Origin of the sequence: Pseudidiomarina sp. (assembly GCF_033722695.1) — a bacterium.
Taxonomy (GTDB): Bacteria; Pseudomonadota; Gammaproteobacteria; order Enterobacterales; family Alteromonadaceae; genus Pseudidiomarina.
The window spans coordinates 22,585-41,138 of record NZ_JAWVYM010000005.1 but is presented as its reverse complement, the minus strand read 5'-3'; the positions used below and the strand labels follow the sequence as shown (position 1 = coordinate 41,138).

Here is an 18,554-nt window from a genome sequence, read left to right as displayed (position 1 = left end):
CGTTTATTTCACTTCTTCGGTTTTAACAGAATCGCCGGCACTAATTTTTTGTAAGCCCTCAACGATAACCTGATCACCGGCATCCACACCCTCAGTTACCAGCCAGTCACTACCAATAGTGCGATCCACAGTAAGATAACGTTGTTCAACAACGCCATCCTGGTTAACCACCATGGCGGTCGCCCGGCCACGAGGATCGCGGGTTACGCCTTGCTGGGGTACCAGCAGTGCTTGCTGCAATTCGCCGCGGGCTACTTCAGCGCGTACATACATACCTGGCATAAGAATATGATCAGGATTAGCAAATTGTGCGCGCAACGTTATAGAGCTGGTTTGGGGATCAACGGTCACTTCGTTAAACAACAACTTACCGGTTTCGGCAAAGTTGAAACCTTTACCTACAGTCAGCGTCACTGCGGCCTGGTTATTGTTATCGGTGGTTATCCGGCCAGCACGGATATCGCGCTGCAGCTCGGCGTATTCCTCACTACTTTGGGCGATATCGACATATACAGGATCAAGCTGATGGATATAAGTAAGCGCCTGTGCCTGGCCGGTCGTCACCAAAGCTCCTTCGGTGAGGACAGAGCGGCTTATGCGGCCGGTTATCGGCGCTTCAACCCGGGTGTAACTAAGGTTAAGCTGAGCGCGGTTTAAGTCGGCTTGGGCTACTTTAAGCTCAGCTTCAGCCTGCAGATAGGCGGCTTCAGCTTCATCATAGTCCTGCTGACTGATGGCTTTTTCGTCCAGTAGCTGCCGGAACCGATTAAAACGGGCCTCAGTTGACTTGATCAAAGCCTCTGCACGGGCGACTGCCGCTTCGGCACTGGCGACCTCAGCTTTATATAAGCTGGGTTCAATCTGATAGAGCTGTTGACCCGCTTCGACTAGGGAGCCCTCTTTGAACAGCTGCGCTTGCAAGATGCCGCTGACCTGGGGGCGAACTTCTGCTACTTTAAACGCAGTAACCCGCCCGGGTAGTTCTGTTGAAACATTCACGGTTTCGGGTTTCAGAGTAACAACACCGACAGTAACAGCTTGCTGTTGTTGATGCCCCACGCTGTCGTCGCTATCGCTGCAACCAGCCAGTACGAGCGAGAAACTGACCAACAGGGGAAGAAACAACGATATACGAGCGCGTTGTTGCATTAAAATACCTCATGTTTTTTATAAATCGCCCGGGCTCTGCCTGAGCGCAATGAACTGAACAATGCCCTTAATTATACATACATGCGTGAATGTTTGTAAGGACATTGCCATAAATTTTAGTTACTTCGAGCAGGGAATTTCTATGAGAATATCAGCAAAAAAACGCCTTATAACTGCTGTAACTGCTTTGGTTATTGGGCTTTTATTGATCTGGCTTTTCCAGTTGTGGCAACAAGGATCGGCAGTAAAAAATCGTAACCAGTTGTATCAGGAGCTCCTTGAGCGCTCCGGTGTACTGAACCGGGATTTGCCGAAGTTGCTGGACGAACATACGCGGTTTGAACGCGCCGAAGTGGCTAACTACGGCATGCGCTTTGTGTATTCGTTAATTGGCATCGATAAATACCGCAATGATGTTGCCGGAATCCAGGCGCAGGTTGAAGGCCCTATGCAGCATCATTTCTGTAACAGTGAAAGCTTAGCATTTTATCGCAATCACGCCGATTTCGTTGAGTTTCGCTATCTCGATATGAACGATGCTTCTTTGTTCACGCTTCGTTTCACCCCCGCCGATTGTATTGAATAGCAGGGCAGGCACAACTAACGATCAAACCCGGCGAGTACAATTTTGCCGACGGTATGATGAGACTCAAGCTGAAGGTGGGCCGCGCGTAAGTTAGCTGCGTTTACTGGACCGAGGTTGGTGGTCATGGTGGATTTAATCCTGTCAGCGTCAATCATGGCTGCAACTTTTTTGAGGATCTCACCCTGACGATTCATGTCCGGAGTCTGGAACAGGGATCGGGTATACATAAACTCCCAGTGCAACGACAGGCTCTTCTGTTTCATTTTCATGATGTCCAGTGGCGTGGCAGGGTCGTCAATTAATGCAAGTTTTCCCTGTGGTCGTAATAGTTCGACCAGGTCGTCAAAATGCTGATCACTGTGGGTCAGGCTGGCTACATGGGTAACTGCTGATAAGCCCAGTTTCCGGTACGCGCTGGTAAGTGATTTGCTATGGTCGATTACATGGTCGGCGCCCATTTTTTTCGTCCAGGCTCTGGATTCATCGCGTGAGGCGGTTCCGACAATTGTAGCCCGGGTTAAGGCTTGAGCGAGCTGGATAATCGCCGAGCCGACCCCGCCGGCGGCGCCTGTAATGAAAATGATGGCATCCTCATCTTCTGCGCTGAGCTTCAATCGGTCAAAGAGTAACTCCCAGGCGGTAAGAAATGTCAGCGGCATAGCCGCGGCTTCAGCAAAGCTCAGTGATTCAGGCTTATGACTGATGATGCGGGCGTCAACCGCATGCCGCTCAGCGTTGCAACCCGGCCGGTCGATGGCTCCGGCATACCAGACTTCATCACCTGATTGAAAGGCAGTAACATCGCTGCCGACTGCAGTCACTATGCCAGCCGCATCCCAACCCAGGATGGCGGTTTCGCCAGGCGCGGGTTCTTTACGCATGCGAATCTTGGTATCAACCGGATTCACCCCAACGGCTTTTACCGCGACGAGCACATCGCTTGGGCCCACGTCGGGCTCGGGTAAGCTGATATCCAGTAAAGCTTCGTTATCGCTGGCGGGTAGTGACTTTTTGTAACCTACAGCTCGCATTTCTTCACTCCTCGTTTAAATCAGGCTTTTGAGCGTGTTATTTTGACCTGGCCGCTCAGGAAACCTTATAGTAGTTGCCATGCTTTTCATCTTAAGGATAACTCATGAAATTATTTATGCTTCCCTTTACGATCAGTGCCGTGTTGGCAACCGGATCGGCGCTTGCGGCCATCGAATATGAAGATCAGCAAAAATTGCATGATATTGCAGCGGCGGTTTCGGCGGATCGGATTGAGCACGACATTACGAAACTCGTGAGTTTTGGTACCCGCCATACCTTATCCGAGACCGAGTCAGACACCCATGGCATTGGCGCTGCCCGGCGCTGGATTAAAGCTGAATTTGATGCCATTTCAGAAGCCTGTGGCGGCTGTCTGGAAGTCTACTACCAGTCGAAAGTTATTTCCGGTGAACCTCGTATTCCGAACCCGACCGAAGTGGTTAGCGTGATCGCCATCCAGCGGGGCGAAGTTGACCCGGGTCGTTATGTCATTATGTCGGGTGATATTGATTCGCGGGTATCCGATGTGATGGATTACACCTCAGAGTCGCCAGGCGCCAATGATAATGCCTCTGGCGTTGCCGGTACCCTTGAAGCGGCCCGGGTGCTGACTAAGTATAAATTCGCAGGCTCTATCGTCTATGCCGCCTTAGCTGGCGAAGAGCAGGGCTTATTCGGCGGTAAGATCATGGCCGAACAAGCGAAAGAAGACGGCTGGCGGATAAAAGCCGTGTTAAATAACGACATGATTGGCAATATCGAAGGCGTTAACGGTGTTATCAATAATACTACTGCCCGTATTTTTGCCGAAGGTACGCGGATGGATGAAACCCCGGAAGACGCCCGTCGTCGCCGCTTCACCGGTGGCGAGGTAGATTCACCGACCCGCAACCTGGCCCGTTATATTGACTGGATGGCTGATCGTTATATCACCAACCTTGACACCATGGTCATTTACCGGCTTGATCGCTTTGCCCGTGGAGGCCATCACCGGCCGTTCAACGACCTTGGCTATCCGGGCGTGCGGATTATGGAAACCAATGAAAACTATAACCGCCAGCACCAGGATTTGCGGGTCGAGGACGGTATTGCATACGGCGATACCATCGATGGTGTCAACTTTGATTATGCGGCTAAGTTAACGGCCCTGAATGCGGTATCCCTGGCAAGCATGGCGTGGGCACCAGCCCCACCAACCGACGTTAGCATCAGTGGTGCGGTATCGCCTGATACAACACTGACATGGGGCGCGACCAGCCCGGCAGAAGAAGAGCTGGTTGCCGGTTACCGGGTTTACTGGCGTCATACGGATGCACCAAACTGGGAATTCAGTCGCTATGTGGGTGATGTCACTGAATATACCCTGGAGAATATCGTTATTGATAACTACTTTTTCGGCGTGGCGAGTGTCAGCAAAGACGGCTTTGAAAGTCCGGTCGTATTTCCGGGACCAGCCGGCGCTTTCGGTGAGTAAATAACTGAGCGGTTAAGCCATTAAGTGAAGAAGACCAAGAATACGCGCGCTAACCGCCTGGTAGCGCGCATTCTCAATTCCAACTACTTGTTGACATTAGTATTTCTCGCATCGCTGCTGGAAGCGCTGATCGTCCCCATTCCGTTGGAGCTTATTCTGATCCCAATCCTGTTAAGCCAGAGGGACCGGCTATGGGCTATTTCCTCAATGGCACTTGCCGGCTGTCTGGTTGGCGCCATGATCGGCTACGGCATTGGCTTCTTGTTCTTCGATGATCTCGGGCAGATGCTGCTTAACTGGCTGGGTTATGACAACGGATTTGCTGAGTTTAACCGGCAATTTGAAGAGCATGGCTTCGCCACCGTATTATTTATCGGTATATCAGCCGTACCTTTTCAGACCGCCATGTTGGCTGCGGGTAGCGCTGGCTATCCAATTTATTTATTTTTGATTGCCGCCGCTATAGCGCGCGGCGTTCGCTACTATGGCCTGGCACTGCTGGTGCATTGGTTTGGGGATTATGCGCTGCGCTGGTTCGAGCGTTATGATCGTCGGGTTGCCTGGCTGATCCTCGTTATTGCAGCAATCCTTTACGGAATTTACCTCTGGCTTTGATCCCATCTTAATTCGGCAGCCATTGCACGTAAGCCGCCGATACCTTCCAAATCAGCAGCGAATAACGGCAGGTACAGTTTATCCAGTCCGGCAAAGACACTGTTGATTTCATCTCGATAGCGCAACTCTTGCTGGCGGCGCTGTGCCAGGAATTCACCATCAGCAGTAGCGGGCAGGTTACGGTTGATAACAAGACCTGCCACCGGTAGCTGTTCGGCTTGCAACGCCTTGATGGCGCGCTGGGTTTCCAGAATGGGTAATTTTTCCGGTGTCAGTACAAACAACATAGCAGTCTGATCCGCGTCGATAAGGATGCGACGGACCCGTTGGAATAGCCGCTGACGATGTTGCAAGCTGCGGGTGATCGCGGCAGTACGGTCATCCATATCAGCTACTGCATTATCGGCAGGATCAGCCATAGGGTTGTTGATATCTTTACCCGCCTTCGGGCTCAGATGATCAAGAACGCCGGCGAGCTGCTCTGAACGCGCGGTCTGCCGGAGCATGCCCTGGGTCCAGGCGGCCATAGCTTCAGGTAAGGTGAGTAAACGTAAGGTATGACCGGTCGGTGCGGTATCGAATATCAGTAAGTCGTAGTCTGAGGCCGGCTGATCAATTAAACCGGCAATCCGCTCCAGCAATGCCGCTTCCTGAGTGCCGGGCGATTGTTGTGTCAGGCGCATTTGTCGCTCGATTTCGGGGTACATATCAGGCTGCGTAAAGCGTTTCATCGAAGCCATAACACGCTCAATATGCGCTGTTGCTTCGCGTTCTGGATCAATTTCCAGGGCATCCAGATTTTCCGCGACCCGCGTAATATTGTCGCCAATAGGACGGGCAAAAGCATCGGCGAGGCTATGCGCCGGATCAGTTGATACCAGTAACGTTTTCTTGCCCTCGGCGGCAGCCTGAAGCGCCGTGGCCGAAGCGATGGTCGTTTTACCGACGCCCCCTTTACCGCCGACGAAAATGATTTTCTTAGCAAACAAGCTGTCCATTTTTACTCCGTCAGCAGCAGCGAAAGCCATCCAGCGGCGAGTGCTCCATGCCCATGCGCTGATGCCAGGCATGAAAACGTTCCAGCATCAACGGCTGTAACTCAAGCGTGTAGTAGGCCGCTGGATTGGGGACTCCCATAGCTTCAGAGAATACCAGTAACATAAAGAGATCGTCTTCTTCGCGTTTAGCGCGGGCTATCGCCGAGCGATAAGGCGCATTGTAGACCTCGGTAGCATACTGGTTGGCCTGTTTCAGCCATTGTCGAATCGCTGAAATTTTCATGCGCTTTGCCGTTCTTTGTTCTCGCGACGTAAGCGGGTCAGGGTGCTCGATGCTTCCAGCGCAATCCAGATAGCGGCAATCAGCACCACCAAATCAAGACCGAACAGGAACCAGTCGGACTTCTGATAAAAACTCATCAGTTGGATGAGCAGGGCGTAAATCGTCATGACCAGCAGGAATACCAGAGGTATCAGGGTGAAATACATAGGCCGCCCCAATTTCACCAGCATTGTGGTGATAACGAGTAAGGTGAGGCCTGCCAGCAATTGGTTCGTAGTACCGAATAATGGCCAGATCAGTAAGCCACCGGTGCCGTCAGCGCCGCCAGCGCCGAATGCCAGTATCAGGCAGGAACCAACCGCCAGCAAAGTTGCCGGTGCGGCCTTGCTCATCCATTTAATATTATAAATCTGTGCCCATTCCTGAAATATGTAGCGCTGTAACCGCAGGCCGGTATCCATGGTGGTACCGGCAAAGAGTACTGCCATTACAGTGAGCAGGGTCTGGGAAATTGAGACATCGAGGCCAATACCATTTTGCAGAATATTCGCACCACCTTGCACGAAGGCCGATACCCCACCTTGCCCAAACGAATGATAAACAGCCTGCCAGTCGGCGAGGGTAGCAAAGCCGGCGGTAGCTGCGATGATGGTTGCCAGTGCCAGCGAGCCTTCGCCAATGGCGCCGAAGTACCCAACAAAGCGTGCGTCAGGCTCTTTATCGAGCTGTTTGGAGGTGGTGCCCGAAGCGACCAGCCCATGAAAGCCGGAAATTGCGCCGCAGGCAATAGTGACAAAGAGTAGCGGAATCATGGAGGGAGTGCCGACCGGGGTATTGGTATTAAAGGCTGGCGCAACCAGTTCGGGCCCACTGATAAGCACCGCGGCATAAACCAGAATAAGGCCGATAAAAAGTTGTAAGCCGTTAATATAATCACGGGGCTGTAACAGCATCCACACCGGTAGCAGTGATGCTATAGAGGCATAACCGAATAACACCAGGATCCACTGAGCGTTATCACTGACGCCCATAAATGACTCGGGCAGTGTCAGAGGCATCGATGGACCGCTCCAGATCAGGGCGTACAGCGCAATGACACCCAGAATCGAAATAGTACCCAGGTTCATCCACTTGCGGAAAATAACCTGACCGATGATCAGTGCGACAAAAATTGCTCCCCACACCGGTAGTACTGAACTCGGGAAGCTAATCAGCAACCCTGAAATAGCCGTGGCGAAAACCGCGTTCACCATCAGCAACACCAGAAAAATAACGATCATAAAGAGGCTCTGGGATTTTTTACCAACCACATCGCCGGTTAACGCGCCAATGGAACGGGCTTTATTGCGGTTACTGGCCCAGATGGCACCGGCATCATGAACGCCAGCAAAAAAGATGGTACCAAAGATGACCCATAAAAATGCTGGCACCCAGCCCCAGATAACGGCTATTGCCGGCCCGATAATGGGAGCGGCACCGGCCACTGAAGTAAAATGATGGCCCCAGAGCACAAATTTATTTGTGGGAACAAAATCAACGCCGTCTTCAAACTCATGGGCGGGAGTACGGAAATTGGGATCAAGTTTAAATATTTTCTCCGCTATGAATTTTGAATAAAACACATAACCGAGAAACATCGCTCCTAAACCCATCAGCATCAATAGAATAGCGTTCATGGAATGCCCTTTTAGTTTATTATTGGGGTAATCTAGCTGGTTATCGTACCGCATCAATAGTAAAGCCTGACATGCGACCAAAGTCTAGGCTCACCGGACAAGGACTAATATGTTTCGCTGGTTTGAAAATCGCCTGAATCCCTTTCCTGAGGACCCGCCCGAGCAACCACCAGAAAGCCTGATACGGTTCTGTGTGCATTATAGCCGTGGCGCCTGGCCTTATATTTTCGCTGCTGGCGGGCTGATGATGCTGATCGCCATTACTGAAGTCTGGTTATTCAGTTTCATCGGAAATATTGTCGACTGGCTGGCGGCGCAAAGCCGTGAAACCTTCCTTGAGGAAGAGTTCTGGTCATTAACCGGAATGGCGGCAGTAGTATTAGTTGGCTTGCCATTACTGGTCATTTTGCATTCTCTGGTAACTTTTCAGTCACTCCTGGGTAACTACCCCATGCGGATCCGCTGGCTGGTACATCAATATTTACTGAATCAGTCGGTGACCTTCTATCAGGACGAGTTTGCGGGCCGGATAGCCACCAAAGTAATGCAAACTGCATTGGCTGTGCGCGAGTGCGTGATTAAGCTGTTTGATGTACTCAATTACGTCACCGTATATTTTATCGGCACTGTGGTTATCGTTGGCGCCGCGGATTGGCGTCTGGCTATTCCGTTATTGGTGTGGCTGGTGTTTTATGTGTTGTTGCTGCGCTATTTTGTGCCCCGCATGGGGGTGGTGGCAGAACAACAGGCGGATGCGCGTTCGGTTATGACCGGTCGCGTTGTCGACAGCTACACCAACATTCAGACTGTTAAATTATTTTCCCACGCCAAGCGCGAGAGCCGTTTTGCCAAAGAGGGTATGTCGGATTTCCTTGGCACCGTGCACCGCCAGATGCGCCTGGTTACTAAACTCTATACCTGCCTGTATCTGATCAATTCATTGCTGCTGTTTAGCGTCGGTTTTCTGGCGATAAAACTCTGGCTCGACGCGGCAATCACCGTTGGCGCCATTGCTGTCGCGTTAAGTCTGGTACTGCGGCTATGGGGCATGAGCCAATGGATTATGTGGGAAATTTCTTCATTGTTTGAAAATATTGGCACCGTGCAGGATGGGATAAAAACGGTTTCAGTTCCTCAGCAAATTCAAGATCTTCCCAACGCAAAACCCTTAATTGTAACTGAGGGCGAAGTGCACTTCGATCACGTCGACTTTCATTACAGCGCCGATAAACCGGTATTGAGGGATTTTGATTTAAGGATTGCTGCGGGTGAAAAAATTGGTCTGGTAGGGCGTTCGGGCGCTGGTAAATCAACCCTGGTTAATGTGTTGCTGCGTTTTTACGAAGTATCGGGCGGGACGATTCGCATTGACGGTCAGAATATCGCCGAGGTAACCCAGGATAGCCTGCGCAAGCAAATTGGTATGGTTACCCAGGATACTTCGCTATTGCACCGCTCAGTTCGGGGTAACATCGCCTACGGCCGCGAGGACGCGACCCAGAAGATGATTGAGGAAGCCGCGCACCGGGCTGAAGCCGATACTTTTATCAGTGATTTAAGTGACGCTACAGGACGCAAAGGCTACGATACGCATGTAGGCGAGCGGGGTGTCAAATTATCGGGTGGCCAGCGTCAGCGTATTGCTATCGCCCGGGTGATGCTCAAGGATGCGCCCATTTTAATATTAGATGAAGCCACTTCAGCGCTCGATTCTGAAGTGGAAGCCGCGATTCAGGAGAATCTGTATCGGCTGATGGAAGGTAAAACGGTTATTGCCATTGCCCACCGGCTATCCACGATCGCCGCTATGGACCGGCTGATTGTGATGGACGAGGGTCGCATTATTGAGCAGGGTAGTCATGAGGAACTGCTTGCCAGAAAAGGGCTTTATGCGCAACTCTGGCAACGGCAGTCCGGTGGCTTTCTGCAGGACTAGCAGCAAAAAGGGAACAAGTTAATGGCGTATTCGCGCTTTCAGAAGTTATGGGTAGCCGAATTAGTGCGGCAATATGAATTAACCCATGGCGCACTGGATGATAATCGGGTTTTAGCTTCAGCTCGTCGGGAGACCGCCCTGCGTGACCGGGTGCTGAAGCGCGCCCGGCTGCTTGCGGAAGATGCACCGAAAGCGCTTGCTAAACCTGACTTTTTGCTCTGGCGTAGCGCCAGGCGATGGCTGGCTGGCTTACTCTTAATTTTCGCTCTGGCCGGTGGCTATGGTGTTGCAAGCGCGGCATTGCACGGCGAGCAGCCGTTATCAATGTTACAGGCGCTGATTACGCTTTTAGGACTGCATATCATCATGCTGCTGGTTTGGTTACTGTCGTTATTAGCTGGCAATGACAAGGCCGGGGTTGGCGGCCTGGCGCTGAACATCTGGCAACGCCTCGGGCGCCGCTCGCAGCACGCTCATACCCTGCGCACCGCGGTGCAGGTGGCCCGATCGCAGGGCCTCTTAAAGCCATTGATGGCAATGATTACACACAGCTTTTGGGCAGCGCTACTGATTGCCGCCTGGATAGCTTTGCTGACGAAACTGACGGTTAATACTTACGCGTTTACCTGGGCAACCACTATTCTGGACACCCAAAGTGTAAAAGCTATCGCACAGGTACTGAACTGGCTTCCCGGCTTTTTTAACTATACTGCGCCATCAGTTGAATCCCTGCTGAATAAACCGTCGCCTGAACTCTACCAGCAAGCCGGTAATTGGCTATTGGTTTGCCTGGCAATCTACGGTATCGGCTTACGGCTGGTGTTGCTGCTGGTTGCCGTCTTGGTATTCAGCTGGCGCTGGTTTCACATGCAACTGGATTTGAATAAGCCGGGGATGGCTTATGCTTTGCGTAATCTTACCGAGCCTGATCACGCAGCAAGACTGGTGGACCCCGATAATACCGACTCTGACAGCTGGCTGACCAGCGTACGCAAACGAACCCTGGCGCTGGTAAAAGGCAAGGGCAGGGTATTACTCAGTCTCGATTTTGAGCCTGATCCAGACAGTGCTAAGCAATTTGCCCGTGCGTATCCTGATCTGAATTATATGGGGGTAATAGGGGCTGGCGCTGAAAAACAAAAGGTGATCGAGCAGCTTCGGGCTGGCCCGGTGGCGCTGGCGATCATCAGAATAGATGCGAATCTATCACCGGATCGCGGCAGCATACGTTTTATTGAGCAGTTGAAACCTGGCGCTCAGCAACTGCTTGCCTGGCTGGTTAAAGATAAGGACTCGAAGGCACACCATCAGTTGCATTGGCAAGATGCGCTGGCCGCTATTGAGGTGCCGTTAACCGATGCAGAGGATGTGATCAGCGATTGGCTGGTCAAGGTCGGGCAAAATAAGAGTGACCCAGCATGAACCCGAAAAAGCCAATAAGAATTGCCGTGGTCGGCCATACAAATGTAGGTAAAACATCGCTACTACGAACGCTACTGCAGCAAACAGAGTTTGGCGTGGTCGCTGCCAGCCCCAGCAGCACCCGCGAGGTGATCAGTGCCAGTATTGGTGTCGGCGGCGATGCTGTGCTGGAATTTTTCGATACGCCCGGGCTGGAAGCTGGAACTGATCTTTACGACTTGTTTGCGCAGCGATTTTTGCCAGACCATCGCCACGACGGGCCGGCTCAGGTAGAGGCGTTTCTGGATAGCTCATATGCCAGCAATGAATTTGAACAGGAAGCCAAGGTTTTACGTCAGTTGATGCGCAGTGATGCTGCCTTCTATGTTATTGATGTCAGAGATCCGGTGCTGGCTAAATTTCAGGATGAGCTGACCATTCTGATGCGCTGCGGCAAGCCCTTAGTCGCGGTTCTGAACTTCACTGCTGCGTCTAAAGCCTATACGGCTGAATGGAAAACAGCGCTGGCACGGGTCAATCTGCATACCCTGGTTGAATTTGATACCTTCAGCCCACCTGCTGGAGCTGAACAGGAACTCTTTACCAGCCTGGTGGCTGTGCTGCCATCGGCGCGGGCTGAACTGGACGCGGTTGCCGCTGACCGGGCTCAGAGCCGGGAGCAGCGCCGGCGCGAAGCCTATTTTCAGTTGGCCGAGTTACTTATTGATGTTACGTCCTACCGGAAGCTGGTGCCCAGTGCTGATGCTAAGATTCTGAGTACCGCAATCGCTACTATGCAGCGAGAGGTGAAGCTACGTGAGCAGAGCTGTCTGGCAGAAATTATTGCCTTATTTGCTTTCCGCCTTGATACGGCAGTATTGGATGAGCTGAATATCGACGCCGGTTACTGGCAGGACGATCTTTTTGCTGTGCATACCTTAAAAGACTTTGGGTTGAAGGCTGGGCTGGGGGTTGGCACTGGTGCAGCGGCCGGCGCAGGACTGGATCTTATGGTCGGCGGCCTGAGTCTGGGCGCGGCCACTGCCATTGGTGCTTTAGTGGGTGGTGTTTACCAAGGCTGGCAGAACTATGGTTCAAGGCTTAAAGCGCGTTTTAGCGGGGGCCAGGAACTTATAGTAGAAAATGCGATCCTTGCCTTGCTGGCAACCCGGCAGCGCTATCTTATTGAGCAGCTTACCCGGCGCGGTCACGCGACATCCGGACAACTAATAATTGGTGCGGCCCCTGATCAACAGCCCAGTGAAGCGGTTTGCTGGCAGCCGGGTAACGAGCCTGCGCCTTTGCGCGAAGCACGAAAACATCGAGACTGGTCGGCCATGGCACCCGATGCCTTTGAACCATCGTCCGAGCGTGAGAAACAGGTCCGACGGTTACAGAATGCACTCATGGCTGGGTCCGATCAGCTGTAATCTTTCAGGATTACCGGTTCAATTAGCAGGCTCTCGTTACCATCAGAGACCCAGACCTGCCCTTCATTGATGGTGTACTGCAGGGTCATAGCCCGACGGACTAATTGCCCCATAGCTTTGACTGACGGCTCGGGTATTTCAATGATCTGCAGGTTGTCATAACGGGCCAGATTTTGCTGATTCTGTTGCCACCACACCGGCACGCTACGCCCGCCGTAACAGACTAACTGCACTTGCCGGGCCCGGCCGCTGGCTTTGCGGAGCCACTTTTCATCCACCTGACCAAATTCAATCCAGCGATTAATCACACCACTGTAATCACGATCCCAGAGCTCAGCCTCATCGCCGTCCGAACTCAGGCCTTTGGTAAATGCTAAAGTGGAAGAACTATTTAGCGCAAAAGCGAATAAGCGAATCATGAGTCGCTCATCGGTTTCGGATGGATGCTGGGCGATTGTTAGTTGATGATCCTGGTAGTAGTTGCGATCCATATCAGCAATTTGCATAACAACTTTAATTACTGTGGATTTTAAGGCCATGTATTAAGCTCAGAAAAAGGGGAGGAACTTGATATTACCACAAGCTGGTTTAGTATCATTTATAACTGAATCAAAAAATTCACATTTAGATGAGGATGGTTGTTATGCGTTATTCACTGGTTACGCTTGCAGTATTAGGCCTGTTAGCGGGCTGCGGCCCGAATCCGGGTGTGGATCAGCAGCGACAAGACGGCCAGGCCACCGCAGTGGTAGAGCACCCGGATAAAAGTGAATCCGAGCGCCTGAATGCCTGGTTCGATATTCAGTATCAGCGGCAGTTGCAGTTAAGCCCCATGACCATTACCCGCCTTGGCGGTAAAGACCAGTATGGTGAAATCGATGATTTCAGCCGCGAAGCGCAGCAACGCGAGCTCAGTATGATGGAAGCCTCGGTAAACGAACTTAAACAGCAGTTCAATTACGATGAGCTCACTCCCGAAGCGCGCGAATCGTATGACATATGGGTCTACCAGTACAAATTGCAGAAACAGGCCGATGAATTTCAGCACATGGATTATGTATTTGATCAGATGCGTGGTCCTCACGCCTATCTGCCGCAGTTTTTAATCAATTTTCATAAAGTTGAAACTGAGTCAGATATGGAGGCCTATAACTCGAGAATTGAGGGAATCGCCCGGGCCATGGGCCAGTTCCTTGCACGTGCGAAACAGCAGACCGAAGAAGGGATCCGACCACCGCGATTTGCTTATGAGAAAGTGATTAAGGTTTCCCGAAAACTGCTGGAAGGCCGCCCGTTCACGGAGGGTGAAGAAGCGTCGACCCTGATGGCTGACGCAACGATGAAAATTGATCAGCTGGTTGCGCAGGGAACCATTAATGAAACCCGTGCTGATGAACTGCGTCAGGCCACCAGTAACGCTTTAACTGAATACTTTAAACCTGCCTATGAGGACGTCATCAGCTGGCTTGAAAGTGATATCGAAAACACCCCGGAAATCGCCACTGGCGTGCATAGTTTCAGAAACGGTAACGTCTATTATCAGACGCGGCTGGAAGCATCAACGACAACGGATTTGACTCCTGAAGAAATTCATCAGCTAGGTCTTGATGAAGTGGCTCGGATTACTGAAGAAATGAACGAAATCCGTAAGCGCGTTAAGTTTGATGGCGATTTACAGGAATTCTTTGAGTTTATTCGTACCGATGAGCGTTTTTTCTACCCGGATACCGACGCAGGTCGTGAAGCTTATCTGGAACAGACCCGCGATTATCTCGACTTTATCAATGAGCGCTTACCCGATTACTTTGGTGTATTACCACGCGCTGGCTTAGTGGTTAAGCGCGTTGAGTCGTTCCGCGAGCAGGATGGCGCTCCAGCGCATTACTCAGCGGGAACCCCGGATGGCCAGCGCCCAGGTGTTTACTATGTCCATTTGTCAGACATGAACGCGGTGCCCAAGAATGAAATGGAAGCAATTGCCTACCATGAAGGTAATCCGGGCCATCATATGCAGGTCTCCATTGCCCAGGAACTGGAAATGCTGCCACGGTTCCGCACCCAAGCCCGCTTTACGGTGTATTCAGAAGGTTGGGCGCTGTACGCTGAAAAGCTGGCTAAAGAGATGGGCGCTTACCAAAACGACTATTCAGACTTTGGCCGCTTAACCACGGAACTCTGGCGCGCCGTACGGCTGGTAGTAGATACTGGCCTGCACGCTAAAGGCTGGACTGAACAGGAAGCGGTTGATTACTTCAAACAGCATACGCCCATTGCTGAGGAAGCTATTCGCGCTGAGGTTCAGCGTTATCTGGTTATGCCGGGTCAGGCTACGGCTTATAAAGTTGGTATGCAACGTATCGAAGATCTGCGAGCTAAAGCTGAGGAGAAGCTTGGTGAGCACTTTGATATTAAAGGTTTCCACGACACGATCTTAAACGGCGGAGCTTTACCTTTGCATATTCTCGAGCGGCGCATTGACCGCTGGATAGAAAACCACGATCAACGGCTATGAGGGCAACACAGTGCGACGGGGTCGGGCAATTAAATTGCCCGGACCCGGAAGCTGCGGCCTTTAATCTTGCCATTATTAAGTATATCGAGCGCCTGCCGGAATTTTTCACGTTTTATCGCTACATAACTCCACATGGGTTGCAGCTGAATCTTACCAATATCATCCACGTTTAACTGTTTATCGCTGGTTAGCGCGCCGACAATATCTCCCGGCCGCAACTTATGCTTTTTGCCACCCTGAATCTGGATAGTAACCATGGGTGCCTGCAGTGGCCGGTTTTGTAGCAATTCGGCGCCGGGCAGAGGCTGAAGCACAACTTTCTCATTGAGGCGATCCTCGATCAGGCGAAACTTATAGTCGTCTGACGGGCCAACCAAAGTCAGTGCCAGGCCCGCCTCACCGGCGCGGCCCGTGCGGCCGATACGGTGGATATGGGTATCGGTGTCATGGGCCGGTTGCAGGTTGATGACCAAGTCCAGACCGCTGATATCCAGACCTCTGGCGGCGACGTCTGTTGCGACCAGAACACAAGCGCTCTGGTTGGTGAACTGGATCAAGGTCTGATCACGATCTTTTTGTTCCAGATCGCCATGCAGCGCGAGCACACTAAACTGGTTGTACTTCAGGCTGTCTGCGAGCTCCTGAGTTTCACGTTTGGTGTTGCAGAACACCAGACAACTTTCGGGGCGATAGTGCTGTAGCAAGCGCATGGCGGCTTCATCACGGGGGATGCCATTAAGCTGAAAAAAGCGCTGAAGGGTAGCTGATTGACCACTGTCATCGGTTACTGTGATACGCAATGGCTGGCGCATCAAACTGGCAGCCAGGCGTTCAATACCGGCCGGATAGGTGGCACTGAATAACAGCGTCTGCCGCTCAGCAGGAGTCGCATTGATGAGGGCCGCCAGCGGCTCCTGAAAGCCCATCTCGAGCATGCGATCGGCTTCGTCCAGCACCAGGGTACTGAGCTCTGAAAAATCCAGCCGTTGTTGCTGCAGATGATCCAGTAGTCGTCCAGGGGTACCGACCAGTATATGGGCACCATGCTCAAGTGAAATAATCTGTGCTTTAACCGGCACTCCACCGCACAAGGTCAATACTTTAACGTTATGCATAGTGCGGCAAAGCTTGCGGATTTCTTCTGCGACCTGTTCCGCCAGCTCGCGGGTGGGGCAGATCACCAGGCTTTGAATGCGAAAGCGCTCAACCTTTAGTTTGGCTAGTAAACCTAATGCAAACGCCGCAGTTTTCCCGGACCCTGTTCTGGCCTGAACGATCACATCACGGCCCGCAAGTATAGCTGGCAGGCTCTCAGCCTGTACCGGAGTCATCTCTTGATAGTTCAGATCAGTCAGGCTGACGAGCAATTCTTCAGGAAGCTTAAGCTGATTAAATTCGTTGGTGAGCATAGTCAAGGGTATATCCTGCCGGTGCCGGCATTTGTGGTTTTAATGGCCGTTAGTATAGCAAATCGATCTCTGTGGGTAATGGTTTGATTTTGGAGAGGAAAAAACCGGAATTCCTGTCTATCTTTAAGTAAAGATTAAAAAAAGCACAACAAAAAACGCAACAAGAGGAGCGCATATGCTTGCTTATATTCAGTTTATTACGGTGTTCGCTGCTACGCTTTATGCCGGGGTGGCAATCTATATTAACCTGGTAGAACACCCCGCCCGGATGAATTTAAAAACCAAGCCGGCTGCACAAGAGTGGGCTCCAAGTTACCGTCGGGCTACTATTTTGCAAGCGGTCCTGGCCGCGTTTGCGAGCGCTGGTGGGGTAGCCACCTGGTTACTCCTAGGTGGCACCTGGTGGGCGACTGGAACCATCATTATGTTACTGGTTATACCGGTGTCGTTAATATTAATATTACCGATCAACTATCGTCTGACGGATCCGGATCGCGACAAAAGTTCTGATCGTACCCGCGAATTGCTTAGCCAGTGGGGGTATCGCCATACGTTGCGGACGATTTTAAGCCTGGTCGCAGCGATTATATTTACCTGGCAGGTGGTATCTGCCTTGCCTAAGTCTGACGTCGTTGATCCTATTATGAGCTCGACTACTATCAGTCATGAGATATCCGCAGCGTAATACAAGATTACGGGAGCCGCTCTAATCGACCGGAATGTCGAAACGTTCCCGGATCTTCCGGCGAAGCTCCCGCTGCGCTGCAGCTTCGCCATGAGTAAGGCGAACCGCAGCCACAGCTCCGCCCGCACTGCCGATGAAGTCCAGTAGTCCGGCCTGATCAGCATGGGCGGAATAACCACTTAACGTGTGAATCTGCGCTTTTATGGTAATGCGCTGTTGGTCGATTTCCACATATCCGCCGTTGGGGCCATACTGCTGAATAGCCCGGCCCGGAGTTCCGGCCGCCTGATAGCCAACAAAAAGGATGTCAGTGCGCGGATCGGGCAATAAAGCCTTCAGGTAATTTGTGATCCGCCCACCGGCACACATCCCTCCCGCCGCAATGATAATCACCGGCTCTGCGGTCGACTGCAGTCGGTGAACCAGCTGCTCATGCTGGCTATGATGCTCAATTACATGCAGTTCATCAAAAGCTAACGGATGTCTGCCGTCACTCAGTCGCTGTTTTGCTTCGGCGTCCCAGAGGGCTTTCAGATCACGGTACTTTTCCGTGAATCGCGCCGCCAACGGCGAGTCCAGCACCACCAGGGGAAATTGCGCGGCGCTGTTGCGTTGTTTGAGGTCATAAATGATGGCTTCAAGTTCGTAAAGGAGTTCCTGAGTTCTGCCGATGCTAAAGGCAGGGATCAACACTGCACCACGGTCGCTGACACAGCGTTCGATAATCATTCGAAGTTGAGTCTGTCGCTCACTGCGATTTTCATGCAGACGATCACCATAGGTGCTTTCTAATAGCAGCAAATCAGCATATTCCAACGGCGTCGGGTCGGGCAGCAGTGACGTATTTTTACAGCCGATATCACCGGAGAATACGACTCGCCGGCTGGCAAGCTGACATTCAATATAAGCTGAACCAATAATGTGTCCGGCCTGGCGAAAGCGTACTGACAGCCCCTCAAAAACGTCCTGCCATGAATCATAGGGGACTGGCCGCAACAGGCGCCGGAGAATGGACAATAGGCCGTCGATAATGTGTTCCTGACGGGTTATTCCCACTTTAACAGCATCTTCCATAACCAGCGGCAATAGGGTAGCTGTAGCTTGAGTGCAGTAAATGGGGCCCCGGAATCCGGCAGCTAGTAACCAGGGCAACCGGCCGACATGGTCAAGGTGGCAGTGAGTGATCAACAGGGCTTTGATTTGTTGGGTATCAAAGTCAAGCTGTTGCTCGTTCGCTGAAGGGGCGTCAGTTCCTTGTAATAAACCGCAGTCGATAAGTACTGATAGCTCTCCGTCGAGCCGGAGCTCGTGACACGACCCAGTTACACTAAACCGACCGCCGTGATGCAGAATTTCCATTGCGTTGTT

General features: G+C 51.8%; 16 protein-coding genes. 8 read left to right on the top strand and 8 right to left on the bottom strand.

Features of this window, described 5'->3' with window-relative positions:
• Positions 1-3: 3 nt before the first annotated feature.
• Positions 4-1,149, bottom strand: coding sequence for an efflux RND transporter periplasmic adaptor subunit (locus tag R3196_RS03405; RefSeq protein WP_318935243.1), 1,146 nt, complete (start codon positions 1,147-1,149; stop codon positions 4-6).
• A 142-nt stretch (positions 1,150-1,291) separates the two neighbouring features.
• Here R3196_RS03405 and R3196_RS03400 point away from each other — a divergent pair, with 142 nt between their 5' ends.
• Positions 1,292-1,735 (top strand): hypothetical protein, encoded by a 444-nt coding sequence (locus tag R3196_RS03400; RefSeq protein WP_318935242.1) that lies wholly within the window; start codon positions 1,292-1,294, stop codon positions 1,733-1,735.
• Positions 1,736-1,749: 14 nt separating this feature from the next.
• On the opposite strand, the gene R3196_RS03395 is transcribed toward R3196_RS03400, so the two are convergent.
• Positions 1,750-2,766, bottom strand: a complete 1,017-nt coding sequence (locus tag R3196_RS03395; RefSeq protein ID WP_318935241.1) for a zinc-binding alcohol dehydrogenase family protein — start codon at positions 2,764-2,766, stop codon at positions 1,750-1,752.
• A gap of 116 nt (positions 2,767-2,882) precedes the next feature.
• Between R3196_RS03395 and R3196_RS03390 the strand changes: the two genes are divergently transcribed.
• Positions 2,883-4,241, top strand: coding sequence for a M28 family metallopeptidase (locus tag R3196_RS03390; RefSeq protein WP_318935317.1), 1,359 nt, complete (start codon positions 2,883-2,885; stop codon positions 4,239-4,241).
• Positions 4,242-4,265: 24 nt separating this feature from the next.
• Positions 4,266-4,856, top strand: a complete 591-nt coding sequence (locus tag R3196_RS03385; protein WP_318935240.1) for a YqaA family protein — start codon at positions 4,266-4,268, stop codon at positions 4,854-4,856.
• On the opposite strand, the gene R3196_RS03380 is transcribed toward R3196_RS03385, so the two are convergent.
• The 3 genes from R3196_RS03380 to R3196_RS03370 are packed head-to-tail and all read right to left on the bottom strand — an operon-like array spanning position 4,841 to position 7,813.
• A complete protein-coding gene (locus R3196_RS03380; protein WP_318935239.1) occupies positions 4,841-5,854 on the bottom strand; it encodes an ArsA family ATPase in 1,014 nt (337 codons plus the stop codon). The genes R3196_RS03385 and R3196_RS03380 overlap by 16 nt on opposite strands.
• A 10-nt stretch (positions 5,855-5,864) precedes the next feature.
• Positions 5,865-6,137: a cory-CC-star protein gene (locus R3196_RS03375; RefSeq protein WP_318935238.1), complete on the bottom strand. Its 273-nt coding sequence runs from the start codon at positions 6,135-6,137 to the stop codon at positions 5,865-5,867.
• A complete protein-coding gene (locus R3196_RS03370; RefSeq protein ID WP_318935237.1) occupies positions 6,134-7,813 on the bottom strand; it encodes a carbon starvation protein A in 1,680 nt (559 codons plus the stop codon). The genes R3196_RS03375 and R3196_RS03370 overlap by 4 nt, the downstream gene beginning before the upstream one ends.
• 109 nt (positions 7,814-7,922) lie before the next feature.
• Here R3196_RS03370 and R3196_RS03365 point away from each other — a divergent pair, with 109 nt between their 5' ends.
• From R3196_RS03365 to R3196_RS03355, 3 genes are read left to right on the top strand one after another with little or no spacing between them, the layout of a single operon-like run.
• Positions 7,923-9,749: an ABC transporter ATP-binding protein gene (locus tag R3196_RS03365; RefSeq protein ID WP_318935236.1), complete on the top strand. Its 1,827-nt coding sequence runs from the start codon at positions 7,923-7,925 to the stop codon at positions 9,747-9,749.
• 21 nt (positions 9,750-9,770) lie between these two features.
• On the top strand, positions 9,771-11,171 hold the full coding sequence (locus tag R3196_RS03360) for a DUF2868 domain-containing protein (protein WP_318935235.1): 1,401 nt from the start codon (positions 9,771-9,773) through the stop codon (positions 11,169-11,171).
• Positions 11,168-12,580 carry a DUF3482 domain-containing protein gene (locus R3196_RS03355; RefSeq protein ID WP_318935234.1) on the top strand — a complete coding sequence of 471 codons (1,413 nt, stop codon included), beginning with the start codon at positions 11,168-11,170 and terminating at the stop codon, positions 12,578-12,580. Before R3196_RS03360 ends, R3196_RS03355 begins: the two co-directional genes overlap by 4 nt.
• On the opposite strand, the gene R3196_RS03350 is transcribed toward R3196_RS03355, so the two are convergent.
• On the bottom strand, positions 12,571-13,119 hold the full coding sequence (locus R3196_RS03350; protein ID WP_318935233.1) for a YaeQ family protein: 549 nt from the start codon (positions 13,117-13,119) through the stop codon (positions 12,571-12,573). The genes R3196_RS03355 and R3196_RS03350 overlap by 10 nt on opposite strands.
• A 104-nt stretch (positions 13,120-13,223) precedes the next feature.
• Here R3196_RS03350 and R3196_RS03345 point away from each other — a divergent pair, with 104 nt between their 5' ends.
• Positions 13,224-15,092: a DUF885 domain-containing protein gene (locus tag R3196_RS03345; RefSeq protein ID WP_318935232.1), complete on the top strand. Its 1,869-nt coding sequence runs from the start codon at positions 13,224-13,226 to the stop codon at positions 15,090-15,092.
• 29 nt (positions 15,093-15,121) lie between these two features.
• On the opposite strand, the gene dbpA is transcribed toward R3196_RS03345, so the two are convergent.
• The gene (gene dbpA, locus R3196_RS03340; protein WP_318935231.1) at positions 15,122-16,501 is read right to left on the bottom strand and encodes an ATP-dependent RNA helicase DbpA; all 1,380 of its coding nucleotides are present in this window, start codon (positions 16,499-16,501) and stop codon (positions 15,122-15,124) included.
• 175 nt (positions 16,502-16,676) lie between these two features.
• Here dbpA and R3196_RS03335 point away from each other — a divergent pair, with 175 nt between their 5' ends.
• The gene (locus R3196_RS03335; protein WP_318935230.1) at positions 16,677-17,186 is read left to right on the top strand and encodes a DUF1772 domain-containing protein; all 510 of its coding nucleotides are present in this window, start codon (positions 16,677-16,679) and stop codon (positions 17,184-17,186) included.
• A 21-nt stretch (positions 17,187-17,207) separates the two neighbouring features.
• On the opposite strand, the gene R3196_RS03330 is transcribed toward R3196_RS03335, so the two are convergent.
• Positions 17,208-18,545 carry an MBL fold metallo-hydrolase gene (locus R3196_RS03330; protein ID WP_318935229.1) on the bottom strand — a complete coding sequence of 446 codons (1,338 nt, stop codon included), beginning with the start codon at positions 18,543-18,545 and terminating at the stop codon, positions 17,208-17,210.
• Between the last annotated feature and the right edge of the window lie 9 nt (positions 18,546-18,554).

Bases quoted from the DNA above. Each gene is read 5' to 3' on its own strand.
- R3196_RS03400 (WP_318935242.1), top strand. From the start codon at position 1,292: ATGAGAATATCAGCAAAAAAACGCCTTATAACTGCTGTAACTGCTTTG.
- R3196_RS03355 (WP_318935234.1), top strand. From the start codon at position 11,168: ATGAACCCGAAAAAGCCAATAAGAATTGCCGTGGTCGGCCATACAAAT.
- R3196_RS03370 (WP_318935237.1), bottom strand. From the start codon at position 7,813: ATGAACGCTATTCTATTGATGCTGATGGGTTTAGGAGCGATGTTTCTC.
- R3196_RS03405 (WP_318935243.1), bottom strand. From the start codon at position 1,149: ATGCAACAACGCGCTCGTATATCGTTGTTTCTTCCCCTGTTGGTCAGT.
- R3196_RS03395 (WP_318935241.1), bottom strand. From the start codon at position 2,766: ATGCGAGCTGTAGGTTACAAAAAGTCACTACCCGCCAGCGATAACGAA.
- R3196_RS03375 (WP_318935238.1), bottom strand. From the start codon at position 6,137: ATGAAAATTTCAGCGATTCGACAATGGCTGAAACAGGCCAACCAGTAT.
- R3196_RS03330 (WP_318935229.1), bottom strand. From the start codon at position 18,545: ATGGAAATTCTGCATCACGGCGGTCGGTTTAGTGTAACTGGGTCGTGT.
- R3196_RS03345 (WP_318935232.1), top strand. From the start codon at position 13,224: ATGCGTTATTCACTGGTTACGCTTGCAGTATTAGGCCTGTTAGCGGGC.
- R3196_RS03335 (WP_318935230.1), top strand. From the start codon at position 16,677: ATGCTTGCTTATATTCAGTTTATTACGGTGTTCGCTGCTACGCTTTAT.
- R3196_RS03360 (WP_318935235.1), top strand. From the start codon at position 9,771: ATGGCGTATTCGCGCTTTCAGAAGTTATGGGTAGCCGAATTAGTGCGG.
- R3196_RS03380 (WP_318935239.1), bottom strand. From the start codon at position 5,854: ATGGACAGCTTGTTTGCTAAGAAAATCATTTTCGTCGGCGGTAAAGGG.
- R3196_RS03365 (WP_318935236.1), top strand. From the start codon at position 7,923: ATGTTTCGCTGGTTTGAAAATCGCCTGAATCCCTTTCCTGAGGACCCG.
- R3196_RS03350 (WP_318935233.1), bottom strand. From the start codon at position 13,119: ATGGCCTTAAAATCCACAGTAATTAAAGTTGTTATGCAAATTGCTGAT.
- dbpA (WP_318935231.1), bottom strand. From the start codon at position 16,501: ATGCTCACCAACGAATTTAATCAGCTTAAGCTTCCTGAAGAATTGCTC.
- R3196_RS03390 (WP_318935317.1), top strand. From the start codon at position 2,883: ATGCTTCCCTTTACGATCAGTGCCGTGTTGGCAACCGGATCGGCGCTT.